The sequence below is a fragment of the Candidatus Microbacterium colombiense genome, from assembly GCA_029203165.1.
Lineage (GTDB): Bacteria > Actinomycetota > Actinomycetes > Actinomycetales > Microbacteriaceae > Microbacterium > Microbacterium colombiense.
Window position 1 is genome coordinate 871,541 of the sequence record CP119308.1, and the last position, 14,244, is coordinate 885,784.

Below are 14,244 nucleotides of genomic sequence, written 5' to 3' on the forward strand. Positions count from 1 at the left end.
TGCCCCGACACCGAGGAATGAGCTGACGAATGACGGTCACCTTCGACGATTCCGCGCTGCATGCGCCCGTGGAGCCCGCTCTCGCCCGGCAGGAGAGCCGTGAGCGCGTCGCCCGCGAGGGGCGTCAGTTCGGCGTGGTCCTCGGATCCGGATGGATCGTCTTCCAATCGCTCGTGCTGGTGGTCGGCGCCGGTGTTCTCGCGGCTCTGGCGGTCGTCGCCGTCCAGTTCCTGTTCGGTGCCGACGGTGCCGATGCGACGACGTTCATCCTGGCCGGGCTCATGGTGGTGCCTCTCGCCGTGGCGCGCATCCGCTCTCACCTCCGCGGTCCTGCCGACCGCGAGGCCGAGGAGTACCGGCTGTCGAGGTTCGCCGAGGCGAACGGGCTCGCCTACCGCACGGGCGAGCTCGACCCGGAGCGGTCGGCGGCGCTCTTCGGCGTGGGCACGTCGCGGGTGGCGAGCGATATCGTCGCGGGCCCCGCGCCACGGCCCTTCGAAGTAGCCAACTACTCGTTCGACACGTGGGTGGCGCGAGCGCGCATGCCGCGGGTGGCCAGCTATGCCGCGTTCGACCTGCGCAGCCCTCTGCCCTCGATGACGCTGATCACGAAGGCGCCTGTGGCCGCATCCGGCTGGGAGCCGAAGGCGCCCCTGGAGCGCGTGCAGATCGAGGGCGACCTCGGATCACGTTTCGACGTCTTCACTGCTCGCGAGACGGAGCAGCCGGTGCGCCATCTGCTCTCACCCGACGTGCAGGCCGCCATCATCGCCATCGCCGACAAATGCGACATCGAGGTCACCGGCGACCGGGTCTTCGTGATCGCCCGTCGGCATCTGCCGATGGCCGAACCCGCCTACTGGGAGTGGATCGCCGACCTCACGGCATTGGTGACGCTGCTGGAGACGCGCGCGCGGGCCGAGGAGACGTCCGCGGTGGCGGATACCGATCCTTCCCGCCGATCGCGTCGCGAGGCGCTGTTCGCCGCGCCGAAGGGCGGGCGCGCTGCGGCCGTCGGTTGCCTCGTCCCGTTGCTCGTGGGGCTGGTGGCAGCGGCCGTGATCACGAAGATCGCCACGGGCTGACGGCAGACGCCGACGGCGGATGGGGAGTTGTCCCCATCGACCGGGAGACGTCGTTTTCGTAGAGTTTTCTCAGACGGGCCGGAGTGGTCCGGTTCAATCGATTTCCGGAGGTGTGGACGATGGCCGATTTCGGTGCGTCTTATGCAGAGATGGAGCAGGTGGCGTCGTCGCTGTCGCAGGCTCGTGATGACATTCAGGGCCAGTTGGACACGCTGAAGGGTCAGGTCGACACTCTTCTGGGTGAGGACTTCAAGACGCAGCATGCGTCGGGGAAGTTCGGTGAGGGGTACACGGAGCTGACGACGGGTCTGAAGACTGCGGTCGATGGCATCAATGACATGTCCGAGTCGTTGTTGGGCATGATGCGTGCGATCCAGGACCTGGACCAGCAGCTCGCCGGCAGCTGATTCGGCGGCACACGCTTTTCAGGGGACCGGCTCCGCAGCCGGTCCCCGTTATCTGAGATTTCCACGAGGGGGCTGACATGGGTGACGGCGTCAAGCTGAGATACGGCGATCTCGAGCCGTTGCAGACCGAACTGCAGAGCATCATCGACGAGTTCGACAATGCCGGTTCGCGCAGCAACGATCTCGAGGGCGCGGTGGGTTCGCCGTACGGCGAGCGTGCCCTGCGCGACGCGGCGTCGGACTTCGAGGGTCGGTGGGACGACCGTCGCAAGCAGCTCATGGAGGATTGCAAGAAGGTCGAAGAGCACGTCGCCGCGGTGATCCAGGGGTTCCAGGACTTCGACCGCGACGCCGCATCCAAGTCTGAGAACGGCGGGCAGTGACCGTGTACGAATACATGCCGATGACCTCGCCCGCCGGGCATCCGATCGGTGAACTCACCGGTGATGTCGGGTCGATCCGCGACCGGGGCAACTCGCTGCAGACCCTGGCGGACGCGATGAGCAACTCCGCGACGCTGCTGCAGCGACTGGTCGACAACGGCGCCGACATGGAGGGCAAGGCCGTCGACAAGCTCGCCGAGGTGTCCGGTGAGATGTATGCCGAGCTCAGCCGCGCGGCCGATCTGTACGACGCGGTGGCCCCGCACATCGTGCAGTACGCCACCGACCTGGAGACCTCGAAGACCGCGATCAACCCCATCCTCGACGACCTGATCACGCTGTGGGCCACGTATCAGCAGAAGAAGGATGAGGCGGCGACAGCGGCCTCGCAGATGCCGGACTATCCGACGGGCGACGATGCCGATGACGCGCAAGCGCGGCAGGACGCGATCGACGCCCGCGACGACGCCGCCGGCGCAGCCGCCGGTGTGGCGAGCGGTGCACGCGGCGACTGGGATGCGCGGGCCGGGGACTACGACCGCGAGTGGAACACGTGGCACACCGCCTTCTCGAACGCGGCGAGCAACATCCGGGAAGACACCTCCGACAAGATCGAGGACAGCACCTGGGACAACCTCGACGGTTTCCTGCAGTTCATGTCGGACTTCCTCGCGGTGGCCGGCATCGTGCTCGCGGTGCTCGCGATCATCGTGGGTGGCCCGATCATCGCGGCGCTGGCCGCCATCGTCGCGATCGCGACCCTGATCGTCGCCGTCGCGAGACTGGCGAGGGGCAACGGCTCGGTCCTGGACGTGGTGTTCGGCGTCATCGGTGTGATCCCGCTGATCGGCCCGGCGATCAAGTTCGCCCGCGGCCCGATGGCGATGATCCAGGGAGCCGACTTCGGCGCCGACGGCATGCGCTTCGTGAACGCCTTCGCCGGACGGACTCCGCTCAGTTCGCTCAGCCAGATCCGGGGTGGCTTCACGGCAGCCTTCGGCGACTTCTCCGCTCGGCTGTTCACCGGTCAGGGCGCTGCGTCCTTCGGGGTGCAGATGACGGGCGTGGAGACTCTCGACATGGTCGGCAACATCTTCGCCTCGCACTTCGCGATCGCCGGGGGCATCAAGGACAGCGCCGGCGGCGCGTGGTCGGGAACATTCGACCCGGGCCAGAACCCGTTCTCCTGACCGACCGCGGCGTGTGCCGCCCCCATGGAAGACTGAGACGATGAGCAGCCTGCGCGCGGAACTGATGGGGACGACCGGAACGATCATCCCGCCCTACCGGATGCTCCTTCCCCCGGGGTGGGAGGCGTTCGACCTCAGCGAGACGACCGAGCGCGACCTGATCCGTCGTGCCGAGGCGCGTCTCCAGGGGGCGCAGAACACGACGTTCGGGCCGGTGCTCGCCGGCAAGGTGCATGAAGTGCTCGAGGGGCTGCGCGCGCGCGACGGCTTCGCGTACGCCTTCGCCGGTGAGGCGGCACCCACCTGGGCGATCGGTGCGGCGACCGTGGTGGGACTCAAGCGCACGTCATCACCCGAGGCGACCCTCGACCAGATCGTCGAGAGTGCGGTCCGGCATCATGACGGCGTGCCGATCGGAGAAGGGCAGCGCATCGTGCGCTGGACCGAGCGCCGTGAGGTCTCGGTCGACGGCGAGGATGTCGTGTCGTTGCTGATCAACTATCTGATCCCGGTGCCGGGCACGAGGCTCACCGAGGCGGTGCAGTGGACGGCGACGATCACCCACGAGGCCGACCTTCCGGCGGATCACCCGAACCTCATTCTCTGGATCGCCCTGTTCGACACGCACGTCAGCACGTTCACGTGGACGGTGCGCTGATGGAACTGGCCATCGCCTACGCGCCCGATCGGGTCATCCCGGTGCCCGCCGAACGTCTCGCCCCGCACGAGCGGGAGGCCTGGGCCCGCCAGGCGGCCGAGGACTTCACCCGTGATTCCGGCGTGCACTCCCAGGTCGCCGCGCAGGTCGAGGCTGCCCTGCTCGCGGTCGCCGAGCAGGCGGATGGAGATCGCCGACTGCTGCTCGTCGTCGGGGCCGAGGGCGCAGTCGTCGCACCGCTGATGGTCTCCGTGATCACGCACGAGCTGTCCCGCCAGGAACAGGCGGAGTTCCTGTGGTCGAACACGGCCATCCTTCCCGTGACCCCGCGGTTGACCGAGACCGAATCGCTCGGCACCGGCTTCTCGACCACGCTGGCCCAGCGCGAGAACGACCTGGACTACGCGACCCGACGCTGGATCTTCTTCGGAGAGGGCGCGACCGTGTGCGCGATGCTCGGCCCGGTGGTGCCGTACGGCATGGCTTTCGTGGAGCCGTTCGCCGACGCAGCGCTCGCATCGGCAACGCTCAGCGGGTTCGTGCCCCGGGCTGATCCCGCGCGTCTCGACGAGCTCGTCGCCGCCGTCGTGCGGCCGGGCGACGAATGGCCGTTGAACCGCTGAGAGCACGCGGATGCGGCGACAGATGGGGACTTGTCCCCATCGACGGTCGCGGTCGTTTGTCCGTAGGGTGGAGATATTCGGGCCGGAGTGGTCCGGTTCAATCGATTTCCGGAGGTGTGGACGATGGCCGATTTCGGTGCGTCTTATGCAGAGATGGAGCAGGTGGCGTCGTCGCTGTCGCAGGCTCGTGATGACATTCAGGGCCAGTTGGACACGCTGAAGGGTCAGGTCGACACTCTTCTGGGTGAGGACTTCAAGACGCAGCATGCGTCGGGGAAGTTCGGTGAGGGGTACACGGAGCTGACGACGGGTCTGAAGACTGCGGTCGATGGCATCAATGACATGTCCGAGTCGTTGTTGGGCATGATGCGTGCGATCCAGGACCTGGACCAGCAGCTCGCCGGCAGCTGACACGGCGGCACGTTTTCGGGGAGGGGCCGGCGGACGACCGTCGGCCCCTTTTCCCACCGAGGTCTAGGATCCGTCAGGGGGGCGAATCATGAGCGACGTCGAGATCTTCTATGCCGAGTTGAATGCCGCCTCGAGCTCGCTCACGACGGCGACCTCCGCGCTCCTGATGGAAGCAGCGAACGTGCAGGGCGAAGACACCGGAGTCGAGAATCCGGCTCAGCGCGCGGGGCTCCGCCTCGAACTGCACCGGCGTCTGACCGCACTGCACGACGTCGCCTACGACCGGATCGAGTCGGGTGATTCCCTCGCCGCCGCCATCACCGCGATCGCGACGAAGTACTCCGAGCTCGACGTCGAGCTGACGGGCGGTGATCATCCGTGAGCCTGACCTCTCCCCACCGGGGCTATCCGCTCGAGCGCCTCGAGGGCAACAGCGGCTCGATGGCCTACTGGAGCAGCCTGTTCACCCGGGTCGCGAACAAGTTGGGCGACGTGCGTACGGCGACCCAGACCGCCCATGACCTGCCCGGCGTCGGACGCTCCATCACGGCCGCGCGGGATGACGCGAATGATCTCTCCGCTGCGCTGCCGGGCGACATCGCCGAGGCTCAGCTGCTCGCCGGAGTGCTGCAGCGCTACGCCGACGCCTTCGATGCGCACGCCAAGCCGGCCAACGACCTGATCGACGATATCGAGACGGCGCACGCGACGTTCTCACGCCTGAACCTGGCTGCCGATCACGCCGGTCGCGCGGCGATGGCTGCGGCCTACGGCGATGATCAGGACAAGATCGACGACACGAACGACGCCGCGCACGAGGCGATCGCCGACCGCGACACCGCGAAGGACGCGCTCGAGGAACTGTGGTTGCAGTACGAGGGCTTCTACGGCGACTGGGACACCGCCTATGCCGCCGCCCTGTCGGAACTCGCCGGCGGTGGCGGACCTGTGTTGACCAACGAGGCCCGCGACTTCCTGGACGATCTTCTCGCGGCCACGAGTCCGGAGGACATCTACCGGCTGTGGCTCGATCATCCCGAGCTGCAGGACGAGATCATCAAGAGTCATCCCGACATCATCGGCAACCTCGACGGCATCCCGTGGGATGTGCGCGCGACGGTCAACAAGGCGCGGCTGGAGGAGCTGCTCGAGACGGAGCCCGAGGGGCCCCATCGGGATGAACTCGAAGCGATCCTGACGGCGCTGAGAGCCGCGGGAACCCCGAAGCCGAATCTCATCAGCTTCGACCCTGACGGCTCCGAGCAGGTGACCGCGGCGCTCGCCTATGGCGATCTGTCGACGGCCACCGAGATCAACACCCTCGTGCCGGGGATGAACGGCAACGTCGACGACCTGTTCTCGTGGGGCGAGTCGGCGAAGGAGCTGAACCGGTCCGTCGGTCCCGGGTCCGCGACCGTCGTGTGGTTCGGCTACGACACACCGGGGCTGCTCGAGGAGCCGGCGATGGATCGGGCGCAGGACGGCGCAGCGTCGCTGCGTTCGTATCTGCTCGCGGTGCGTGCGTTGTCTCCCGACGCTGACATCAACGTGATCGCGCATTCCTACGGCAGCACGACGGCCGCCCTCGCGATCGGCTCGCAACCGGACGGCCTCGGAGTCACCTCGTTCATCGCGGTCGGTTCGGCCGGGTTCCCGAACGATCCCACCGTGGTCGAGAACCTGACCAACGGCAGGCCGCCGCAGATCTACGCCACCATCTCCGAAGACGATGGCGTCGCCCGGTTCGGTCGTGCCACCGCTCCCGGGCATCCTGTCAGCCCCGAGCGGCTGCCGGGTACTACCGTGTTCGACAGTGATGGTGGCGTCGATGCGGCGGGCGAGAGCCTCCCCGCCGCAACAGGCCACGATGCTCTCGGCCCCGGTGCCTACCTCGAGCCGGGTTCGGAATCGTTCTACAACATCACGGAGATCATCCAGACCGGCCAGCCGGGCACCGAACGTGGTGGCGAGGGCAGTACGCAGGGATTCTGGGATGCGAGCAATTGGTGGATCAGCGATGAGTACGCGCTCATCGACTTCTGAGCGGATGGGACTGCGGATGCGCGGAAGATGGCAGCGCGGAGTGATGGCGGCAGCGGCCGTCGGATTGGTGATGACGATGACGAGTTGTGCTCCGGCGCCTGAGGGCGATGCGTTGTATCGCGACGGCGAGAAGAACTACATCGCCTATGCCACGGTCATGCACTCCGTGATCATGGCCGTTCATGAGGGGGACTGGATCGTGGACCAGGGCTCGTTCGGCGCGTCACCGATCCCCTGTCGCATCAACGGCGAGGTGACGGGCTACACCTTCTCCTGGATGCGGGTGCTCGAGCCTACCGAGGAGATCGATGTGGATGCGGTGGTCGCTGCGGCGACGAAGGCGTTCGAGGATGCCGGGGTGGAGGCCAGTACCGCGCGATTCGGCGAGGGCGATCGGCAGGAGGTGAACGTCATCGGAACCGGGGGCGATGTCGGCCGTGGTGTCGTGACGATCCGTCCGGGTCGGAACCAGATCTCGGCGTCGGCGACGCCCGGGTGCATCCCCGGCGATGCGGCCGACCTCTCCGACATGGTCTTCGGAGGGCAACTCGTCTACGACGGCGCGTCGCTGCGTTTCCCTGCGTTCGAGGGCCCGGATTGGCAGCCGCGGTTCTACTTCCCGGAAGACGGGAGTCCCATCTACGTCAACGAGGACGGTACTCCTGTCGAGCCGCAACCGACGACCACCGAGTTCCCTGTGGCGCCCTACGACGGCTGACGCGTCGACCGGCGCCAGAGAAGCTCGTCAGCGTGCGGCGGCGGCGTCGGCCAGATGCCGGGCATCGTGATTCAGCACCTTCACGATGATGCCGTGACGGCGCAGCTCTGCGACCGTCTTGGCACCCTCGTCGGCGTCGAGGCCGAGCGCCGTGATGTTCACGACCACCACGACATCGCCGGTGCGCAACGTCGAGATCAGTCGGGCGAGACGCTCGTTCCAGCTCTCCATGATGTCGGGAGCCGGATGACGGAACCCCTCGATCGGCACCCCGAAACGGGTCAGGATGTCGCGCTGTTCGACGACCGACGGCATCCCTTCGCGGGCGACGACGAGGCCCACCAGGCGTGAGCCGTCGGGCCGCGCGATCCAGAAGTTCCGGTTCTGCTGCAGCTCGGTGAAGCACTTCGGGCACTGTGCCGCATCATGCGGCAGGTGCAGCGGGCTGGTGAGAGCATCCTCGATGGATGCCGTCGCCTTCGTGGGATCGATCGTCTCGCTCATCGCGCACCTCCGCACCCATTCTGCCCTGTTCCGCGGTCGAAGTGCGACCAGCCTCAGAGCATCCCGAGGTCGCGCACCGCGTCGCGCTCCTCGATCAGTTCAGCGACGGAGGCGTCGATGCGCGCCCGTGCCCAGTCGCTGACCTCGAGACCCTCCACGATCTGCCATTCACCGTCGACCGCGCGCACCGGGAACGACGACACGAGACCCTCGGGCACGCCGTACTCGCCGTGCGACACGACGCCGGCCGACGTCCAGTCGTCGGTGCCCTGCACCCAGTCGCGCACGTGTTCGATGGTGGCGTTCGCCGCCGAGGCGACCGACGAGGAGCCCCGCACCTGGATGATCTCGGCGCCGCGCTTCGCGACGCGGGGGATGAAGATCGCGTCGAGCCAGTCCGGCACGTCGTCGACGAACGCCTTTAGCGCCTCCATCACCGGCTCGCCGCCCACGGTCGCATGCGAGACGTCGGGGAACTGCGTGGCGGAGTGGTTGCCCCAGATCGGTACGCGGCGGATCGTCGAGACCGGCACGCCCAGGATGCCGGCGAGCTGCGCACGTGCGCGGTTCTCGTCGAGCCGAGTGAGAGCAGTGAACCGTTCGCCCGGCACACCGTCGGCGGATGCCGCGGCGATCAGCGCGTTGGTGTTCGCGGGGTTGCCGACCACCGTCACGCGCACACCGGGGGCTGCGTGCGCGGCGATGGCGGCGCCCTGCGGTCCGAAGATGCCGGCGTTGGCGGCGAGCAGGTCGCCCCGCTCCATCCCGGGTCCCCGGGGGCGCGCTCCGACGAGCAGTGCGAGGTCGGTGCCGTCGAAGCCGACGGCGGGGTCGTCGGTCACCTCCACGTGCTCCAGCAGGTCGAAGGCGCCGTCCTGGAGCTCCAGCGCGGCACCCTCCGCGGCTCCCAGCCCCTGGGGGATCTCCAGCAGTCGCAGGCGCACCCTCTCGTCGGGGCCGAGCAGGTCTCCCGCGGCGATCCGGAAGAGGAGTGCGTAGCCGATCTGTCCGCCGGCACCGGTGATGGTGATCGTGGTCGTCATGACCCGAGCCTACGACCGTTCGCGGCACGGCGGTCGGAGTACCCTCGACGCATGACCTTCAATCCCGATGCCGATCTCTCCGGCAACACCACGCGTCGCCGTGGACGCAACGCGGCCATCGCGGGCGGTGCCGGTGTCGGCGTGCTCGGCCTCATTGCCCTCATCGCCGGTCCGCTGCTGGGCATCGATCTGACGGGGCTGCTCGGCGGGGTGCAGTCCGGCGGATCCGGATCGAGCGAGGGCACGGTCATCGAAGGCTGCGCGACCGGACAGGACGCGAACGAAGACGTCGACTGCCGGATGGCGGGCGCACAGCTGGCGCTCGACACCTTCTGGGAGAAGAGTGTGGAGAACTACCGCGCTCCGCAGATGGTCGTGGTCGACGGCGCCACGAACACGGCGTGCGGCACGGCATCCAACGCGGTCGGGCCGTTCTACTGCCCGGGTGACGAGACGGTCTACATCGACCCGACGTTCTTCCAGCTCATGCGGCAGCAGTTCGGCGCCTCCGCCGGCAACCTCGCGCAGCTCTACATCGTCGGGCACGAGTGGGGCCACCACATCCAGTACATCACCGGGGTCATGGACAGGTACCCGAACAACGGCACGGGAGCTGCGAGCAACGGCGTGCGCACCGAGCTCCAGGCGGACTGCTACGCGGGGGCCTGGATCGCTCGCATGTCGGAGTCGAAGGATGCCGACGGTGTCTCCTATCTGCAGCCGTCGACCGAGGCGCAGCGCGTCGATGCGCTCAACGCCGCGTTCACGGTCGGCGACGACCACATCCAGGGGCAGTCCGGTTCGGTGAACCCGGAGAGCTTCACCCACGGGACGAGCGACCAACGCCAGGGGTGGTTCGCCAGCGGATATGCGAACGGGCTCGGCGTGTGCGAGCAGGCCCTCACTGCCGCCGCAGGCGACCTGTAATACCGGCTGACCTGGGTCTGCTCGGGTAGCGTTGCCTCCGTGGTGTTGTTCGTGGACGGGGGCCGACGATGAATCTGGATGCGCTGTATCCGCCGATCGAGCCGTATGACTCCGGTGAGCTACTCGTCGGTGACGGCCACCGTCTCTACTGGGAGACCAGCGGCAACCCCGACGGCAGACCGGTCGTCTTCCTGCACGGCGGGCCGGGCAGCGGCACCTCGCCGTGGCAGCGGCGGTTCTTCGATCCCGAGAAGTACCGCATCGTGCTGTTCGACCAGCGTGGATGCGGTCGCAGCACCCCGCACGCGGGGGAGCCGGGCGCCGACCTGCGGCACATCACCACCCCGCATCTCATCGCCGACATCGAACTGCTGCGCAGGAACCTCGGCGTCGAGCAGTGGCAGGTCTTCGGCGGATCCTGGGGCAGCGCTCTCGCGCTCGCCTACGCGCAGGCGCACCCGGATGCCGTGTCGGCGCTCGTGCTGCGTGGCATCTTCACGCTGCGGCGCATGGAACTGGAGTGGTTCTACGAGGGTGGGGCCGCCGCGCTCTTCCCCGACCTGTGGGAGAGCTTCATCGCCCCGATCCCGCTGCTCGAGCGCTCGCACCTGATCGACGCCTATCACCGACAGCTTTTCGACCCCGACCCTGCGGTGCACGTGCCGGCGGCCATCGCCTGGTCGACCTGGGAGGCCTCGACCGTGACGCTGCGGCCGGACGCCGATCAGATCGCGAAGATGGCCGATCCGCAGACGGCGACCGCGTTCGCGCGCATCGAGAACCACTTCTTCGTGAACCGCGGCTGGTGGACCGAGGGGCAGCTTCTCGACGGCATCGATGCGATCCGCCACATCCCGGCCGTCATCGTGCAGGGCAGGTACGACGTGTGCACGCCGATGATGACCGCGTGGGATCTGCACCGGGCCTGGCCCGAGGCGGAGTTCGTGGTGGTCGACGACGCCGGTCATTCGGCCACGGAACCCGGCATCCAGCAGGCGCTGCGCGACGCGACCGACCTCTTCTCGTTCTGACGGTGAGCCCGCGGTCGCGCGGGCGCGGAGTCAGGCCCGCAACGCCTTCGTCAGCGTCTTCACAAGCCCGAGCACGCCGCCGTTCGCGCGGAAGCGGGTGAGACCCTCGCTGACCTCCGCGCCGGTGCGCGCCGAGACGAACCACGGCGGCTTGGGCAGGATGGTCAGCCGTCCGCCGCCGTTCACCACCGGCAGCGACCGGGGGAGCGGACGGAACGGTCCGCGGATGATCGAGCGCTCCACGTCGTCGAGCAGCAGCGCGTTGTGGACGACGCCGATGCCGCTTCCCACATCGTCGATCGTGTTGCCGGGGAACGCGCCCCAGGTCATGGTCGGCGTGATGAAGCCGAACGCGGTCCAGCCGTTGATCGCGATCGAGCCGTAGCGGAGGTTCGCGATCGCGCGCTCGAAGCCCGCGCCCAAGGAACGCTCCGTAGCGGGGGCGATGATGAGGTTCGCGCCGAGCGTGCCCTGCAGTCGGTCGTTCGCATAGGTGACGGCGGCGTCGAGGAACTCCTGCCCCGCACCCGCGACGGCGACGACGCCCAGCACCGGGGCGAAGTACTCCGTGTTCTGCAGCGCGGTGGGGTCGTCGTCGCCGTCGATCTCCACGAGCACGCGGTCGCCGAGCACGAGGGCATCGGGATAGTCGTCCGCGGCGCGGTGCATGCGCGTCGGGGAGCCCGGGTACCAGATGGGACGCTCGGGGGCATTCGCGTAGGCTCGTCGCAGAGCTGCGCGGAAGGCGTCGGCCTGTGCCCAGTCATCGGAGAGGATCACGACCTGCCCTGCGATGCAGTTGTGCCCGCTGTTCTGCAGTCGCATCGTCGCGATGTGCTCGGCATGGTAGGTGAGGTCCGCGTCGCTCCAATCGCCCGGCACGACGATGATCGGCGACACCCCGCCCAGCTCCGCGGTGATCGGCTTCTTGAGCTGCGGGCGGTTCTCGCGGCGTCGGCGCTTGGCTGCGGGGCCGGTGCCCCAGACGATGGCGTCGAAGGTCGCCGCCGACCCCGTGATGTGCACGTGGGCGAGGTCGGGGTGGCCGGTGAGGTAGGCACCGACGTCGGGTCCGCCGCGCACGATGCGCACGAAGCCCGGTTCGATCAGTGGAGCGAATGCGCGCTTGTAGACCGGGACCAGAGCATCCTGCGTCGGGTTGACCTTGAGCAGTGCCGTGCGATTGTGGGCGAGCAGCTCGTACAGCACGTCGAGCACGGGGATCGAGGTCACATTGCCTGCCCCGAGCACCAGGCCGACGCCCCCGGAGGTGGTCGGCGTGCGCTGGGCGAGACCGGCCGCGGCTCGCGCGGCGTTCGGGGTGACGCCCGGGTTCAGCCAGACCTCGCCCGTGTACCCCGACAGCAGGAATCGGTCGATGCCGGTGAGAGGGAAGGCCTGCACGCGGGTGCGCCCGCCCGGAGCCCGCGTGATCGAGAGTCCCTCGAGCGGGTTCGTGCCGGTGGCCAGCCGAGACAGGGTCTCGATGTAGGCGTCGAGGGCGCCCAGCACGCTGTAGGGGCCGCTCAGCCATTCCTCGCCGCGGAGGGGATGCCGCCCGTCGAGCCCCTTCGACGCGGCCGCGGTGTTCGCCCAGTCCTCGGACGCTGCGGCGACGCTCGTGCGCACGGCACGCAACAGCGTCACGCGCTGGGCGAGGGCGAGTGCCGTCCAGGTGCGGGAGCCGGCGTGCAGCTCGGCGATCGCTCCGTCGAGTCGTTCGCGTTCGGCCGTGCCGACCTCACTCTCCGACGCGCTCGACGTGGCCGGGGTGGTGGCCGTGGTGGTCGCAGAAGTCATCGCAGTCTCCTTCGGACGGGATCCCAGCATATGCGGGACTCAGGTGTCGATGTCCGCGCGGCGGAGGCGGTAGCGGGCCAACGGGAGCAGGCTGGCGAGCATCAGGACGGCGGGCAGGATGCTGAAGCTCAGCACGATGCCCGTGATCGCGGCATCCGGCTGTTCCACCGCGGCGCCGGCCACGGTGGAGATGTATCCGGTCGCTGCGAGCACGAGCGACACCGTCGTCGCTCCGAGGGCGAAGCCGACCGTCTCGCCCGCGGTCCAGATGCCGGTGAAGGTGCCGGCCTGACCGCGCCCGCTCGAACGCTCGTCGTGCGAGATGACATCGGGGAGCATCGCCATCGGAAGTGACTGGAGCCCGGCGTACGCGATTCCGGCGACCGCGACGGAAGCGTAGATCCACGCCCCGGGAGCCCATGCGGCGACAGTGATCGATGCCGCGGCGACGGCGAACAGCACGCTCGCGATCGCGAACGCGCGCTCCTTGCCGATCCGACGTGCGATCACGGTCCATCCGGGGGTGGCCAGCAGCGCGGGGCCGACGAGTGCGACGAACACGAACGTCACCGCATCCTCGGAGCGCAACACCCACGTCGCCACGTACTGCGCGCCGGCGAGCATCGTTCCGGTCGACAGCGCCTGCAGCAGGAAGGTCGCGAGCAGTGCCCGGAAGGGCTGGCTCCGGCGCAGAGCGCGGAAGCCCGAGAGATACTGTTCGCGGATCCCGCTCGGGGCCTCCGCCGACGTGGCGACGGGCGACGTGCGCGAGGCCGCTGCGTCCGCGGTACGGGCGGCGATGAACATGCCGATGCCGATCACGATCCCGGCGACGACGCCCATCAACAGGTACCCGAGCACCGGGTCGGACCCTGCCTTGCGCAGTGCGGGCCCTCCTGCGCCGAACAGCAGGATGGATGCCGTGAGTACGACCACGCGCCAGCCGAGCAGGCGCGTGCGCTCGTCGTAGCTGTCGGTGAGTTCGGCGGGGAGGGCGACGTACGGCACCTGGAACAGGCTGAACGCTGTCGCGGTCGCCAGGAACGCGAGCAGCACGCACGTGGCGCCGGCAGCCGGACCCCACGATGGCGGCACCGCGAAGGTGAGGGCGAAGAACACGGGCAGCGCGAGAGCGCCGGTGATCATGAAGCCGCGCCGTGAGCCGGTGCGCGCGAGCTGACGGTCGGAGGCTGCGCCGATCAGCGGATCGATCACGACATCCCAGATCTTCGCGGCCGTCACGATCAAGCCGGCCGCGAGCGCGGCGACGCCGAGGTTGTCGGTGAGGAAGTAGGTCAGCACCAGCCCGGGCAGCGTGGCATAGCCGCCCGTGCCAAGGGAACCGATCGCGTACAGCACGATCGTGCGCGGGGACAGGCGGACGGATGCTGTTTCCGAGGGAGCCTCAGTGCTCATCGCGC

The 14,244-nt window shown here is 68.4% G+C and carries 16 protein-coding genes; 12 read left to right on the forward strand and 4 right to left on the reverse strand.

The window, feature by feature from the left end:
- Positions 1 to 29 precede the first annotated feature (29 nt).
- The 10 genes from P0Y60_04195 to P0Y60_04240 all read left to right on the forward strand — a co-directional run bounded on the left by P0Y60_04195 (position 30) and on the right by P0Y60_04240 (position 7,518).
- The gene (locus P0Y60_04195) at positions 30 to 1,085 is read left to right on the forward strand and encodes a hypothetical protein (GenBank protein ID WEK61967.1); all 1,056 of its coding nucleotides are present in this window, start codon (positions 30 to 32) and stop codon (positions 1,083 to 1,085) included.
- Positions 1,086 to 1,204: 119 nt separating this feature from the next.
- Entirely contained in the window at positions 1,205 to 1,492 is a 288-nt protein-coding gene (locus P0Y60_04200; GenBank protein WEK61968.1) for a WXG100 family type VII secretion target, read from the forward strand.
- 77 nt (positions 1,493 to 1,569) lie between these two features.
- Positions 1,570 to 1,875 carry a hypothetical protein gene (locus tag P0Y60_04205; GenBank protein WEK61969.1) on the forward strand — a complete coding sequence of 102 codons (306 nt, stop codon included), beginning with the start codon at positions 1,570 to 1,572 and terminating at the stop codon, positions 1,873 to 1,875.
- Positions 1,872 to 3,065, forward strand: a complete 1,194-nt coding sequence (locus P0Y60_04210) for a hypothetical protein (protein ID WEK61970.1) — start codon at positions 1,872 to 1,874, stop codon at positions 3,063 to 3,065. Before P0Y60_04205 ends, P0Y60_04210 begins: the two co-directional genes overlap by 4 nt.
- 40 nt (positions 3,066 to 3,105) lie before the next feature.
- Positions 3,106 to 3,723, forward strand: coding sequence for a hypothetical protein (locus P0Y60_04215; protein WEK61971.1), 618 nt, complete (start codon positions 3,106 to 3,108; stop codon positions 3,721 to 3,723).
- Positions 3,723 to 4,346: a hypothetical protein gene (locus tag P0Y60_04220; GenBank protein WEK61972.1), complete on the forward strand. Its 624-nt coding sequence runs from the start codon at positions 3,723 to 3,725 to the stop codon at positions 4,344 to 4,346. The genes P0Y60_04215 and P0Y60_04220 overlap by 1 nt, the downstream gene beginning before the upstream one ends.
- Before the next feature lie 123 nt (positions 4,347 to 4,469).
- Positions 4,470 to 4,757 carry a WXG100 family type VII secretion target gene (locus tag P0Y60_04225; GenBank protein ID WEK61973.1) on the forward strand — a complete coding sequence of 96 codons (288 nt, stop codon included), beginning with the start codon at positions 4,470 to 4,472 and terminating at the stop codon, positions 4,755 to 4,757.
- 88 nt (positions 4,758 to 4,845) lie between these two features.
- Entirely contained in the window at positions 4,846 to 5,139 is a 294-nt protein-coding gene (locus P0Y60_04230; GenBank protein ID WEK61974.1) for a hypothetical protein, read from the forward strand.
- The gene (locus P0Y60_04235; GenBank protein ID WEK61975.1) at positions 5,136 to 6,800 is read left to right on the forward strand and encodes an alpha/beta hydrolase; all 1,665 of its coding nucleotides are present in this window, start codon (positions 5,136 to 5,138) and stop codon (positions 6,798 to 6,800) included. Before P0Y60_04230 ends, P0Y60_04235 begins: the two co-directional genes overlap by 4 nt.
- On the forward strand, positions 6,775 to 7,518 hold the full coding sequence (locus P0Y60_04240; GenBank protein WEK61976.1) for a hypothetical protein: 744 nt from the start codon (positions 6,775 to 6,777) through the stop codon (positions 7,516 to 7,518). Before P0Y60_04235 ends, P0Y60_04240 begins: the two co-directional genes overlap by 26 nt.
- A 27-nt stretch (positions 7,519 to 7,545) precedes the next feature.
- Here P0Y60_04240 and P0Y60_04245 read toward each other — a convergent pair whose 3' ends face one another.
- Positions 7,546 to 8,022, reverse strand: a complete 477-nt coding sequence (locus P0Y60_04245; protein WEK61977.1) for a dehydrogenase — start codon at positions 8,020 to 8,022, stop codon at positions 7,546 to 7,548.
- 53 nt (positions 8,023 to 8,075) lie between these two features.
- Entirely contained in the window at positions 8,076 to 9,065 is a 990-nt protein-coding gene (locus P0Y60_04250; protein ID WEK61978.1) for a malate dehydrogenase, read from the reverse strand.
- 51 nt (positions 9,066 to 9,116) lie between these two features.
- Between P0Y60_04250 and P0Y60_04255 the strand changes: the two genes are divergently transcribed.
- Together P0Y60_04255 and pip are read left to right on the forward strand one after the other, a co-directional pair.
- The gene (locus P0Y60_04255; protein ID WEK61979.1) at positions 9,117 to 9,992 is read left to right on the forward strand and encodes a neutral zinc metallopeptidase; all 876 of its coding nucleotides are present in this window, start codon (positions 9,117 to 9,119) and stop codon (positions 9,990 to 9,992) included.
- Between the two features lie 68 nt (positions 9,993 to 10,060).
- Positions 10,061 to 11,023 (forward strand): prolyl aminopeptidase, encoded by a 963-nt coding sequence (pip, locus tag P0Y60_04260; protein WEK61980.1) that lies wholly within the window; start codon positions 10,061 to 10,063, stop codon positions 11,021 to 11,023.
- 30 nt (positions 11,024 to 11,053) lie between these two features.
- On the opposite strand, the gene P0Y60_04265 is transcribed toward pip, so the two are convergent.
- A complete protein-coding gene (locus P0Y60_04265) occupies positions 11,054 to 12,823 on the reverse strand; it encodes an aldehyde dehydrogenase family protein (GenBank protein ID WEK61981.1) in 1,770 nt (589 codons plus the stop codon).
- A 39-nt stretch (positions 12,824 to 12,862) separates the two neighbouring features.
- Positions 12,863 to 14,239 (reverse strand): MFS transporter, encoded by a 1,377-nt coding sequence (locus P0Y60_04270; GenBank protein ID WEK61982.1) that lies wholly within the window; start codon positions 14,237 to 14,239, stop codon positions 12,863 to 12,865.
- Between the last annotated feature and the right edge of the window lie 5 nt (positions 14,240 to 14,244).

Bases quoted from the DNA above. Each gene is read 5' to 3' on its own strand.
- P0Y60_04195 (WEK61967.1), top strand. From the start codon at position 30: ATGACGGTCACCTTCGACGATTCCGCGCTGCATGCGCCCGTGGAGCCC.
- P0Y60_04200 (WEK61968.1), top strand. From the start codon at position 1,205: ATGGCCGATTTCGGTGCGTCTTATGCAGAGATGGAGCAGGTGGCGTCG.
- P0Y60_04205 (WEK61969.1), top strand. From the start codon at position 1,570: ATGGGTGACGGCGTCAAGCTGAGATACGGCGATCTCGAGCCGTTGCAG.
- P0Y60_04215 (WEK61971.1), top strand. From the start codon at position 3,106: ATGAGCAGCCTGCGCGCGGAACTGATGGGGACGACCGGAACGATCATC.
- P0Y60_04220 (WEK61972.1), top strand. From the start codon at position 3,723: ATGGAACTGGCCATCGCCTACGCGCCCGATCGGGTCATCCCGGTGCCC.
- P0Y60_04225 (WEK61973.1), top strand. From the start codon at position 4,470: ATGGCCGATTTCGGTGCGTCTTATGCAGAGATGGAGCAGGTGGCGTCG.
- P0Y60_04230 (WEK61974.1), top strand. From the start codon at position 4,846: ATGAGCGACGTCGAGATCTTCTATGCCGAGTTGAATGCCGCCTCGAGC.
- P0Y60_04240 (WEK61976.1), top strand. From the start codon at position 6,775: ATGAGTACGCGCTCATCGACTTCTGAGCGGATGGGACTGCGGATGCGC.
- P0Y60_04245 (WEK61977.1), bottom strand. From the start codon at position 8,022: ATGAGCGAGACGATCGATCCCACGAAGGCGACGGCATCCATCGAGGAT.
- P0Y60_04250 (WEK61978.1), bottom strand. From the start codon at position 9,065: ATGACGACCACGATCACCATCACCGGTGCCGGCGGACAGATCGGCTAC.
- P0Y60_04255 (WEK61979.1), top strand. From the start codon at position 9,117: ATGACCTTCAATCCCGATGCCGATCTCTCCGGCAACACCACGCGTCGC.
- pip (WEK61980.1), top strand. From the start codon at position 10,061: ATGAATCTGGATGCGCTGTATCCGCCGATCGAGCCGTATGACTCCGGT.
- P0Y60_04265 (WEK61981.1), bottom strand. From the start codon at position 12,823: ATGACTTCTGCGACCACCACGGCCACCACCCCGGCCACGTCGAGCGCG.
- P0Y60_04270 (WEK61982.1), bottom strand. From the start codon at position 14,239: ATGAGCACTGAGGCTCCCTCGGAAACAGCATCCGTCCGCCTGTCCCCG.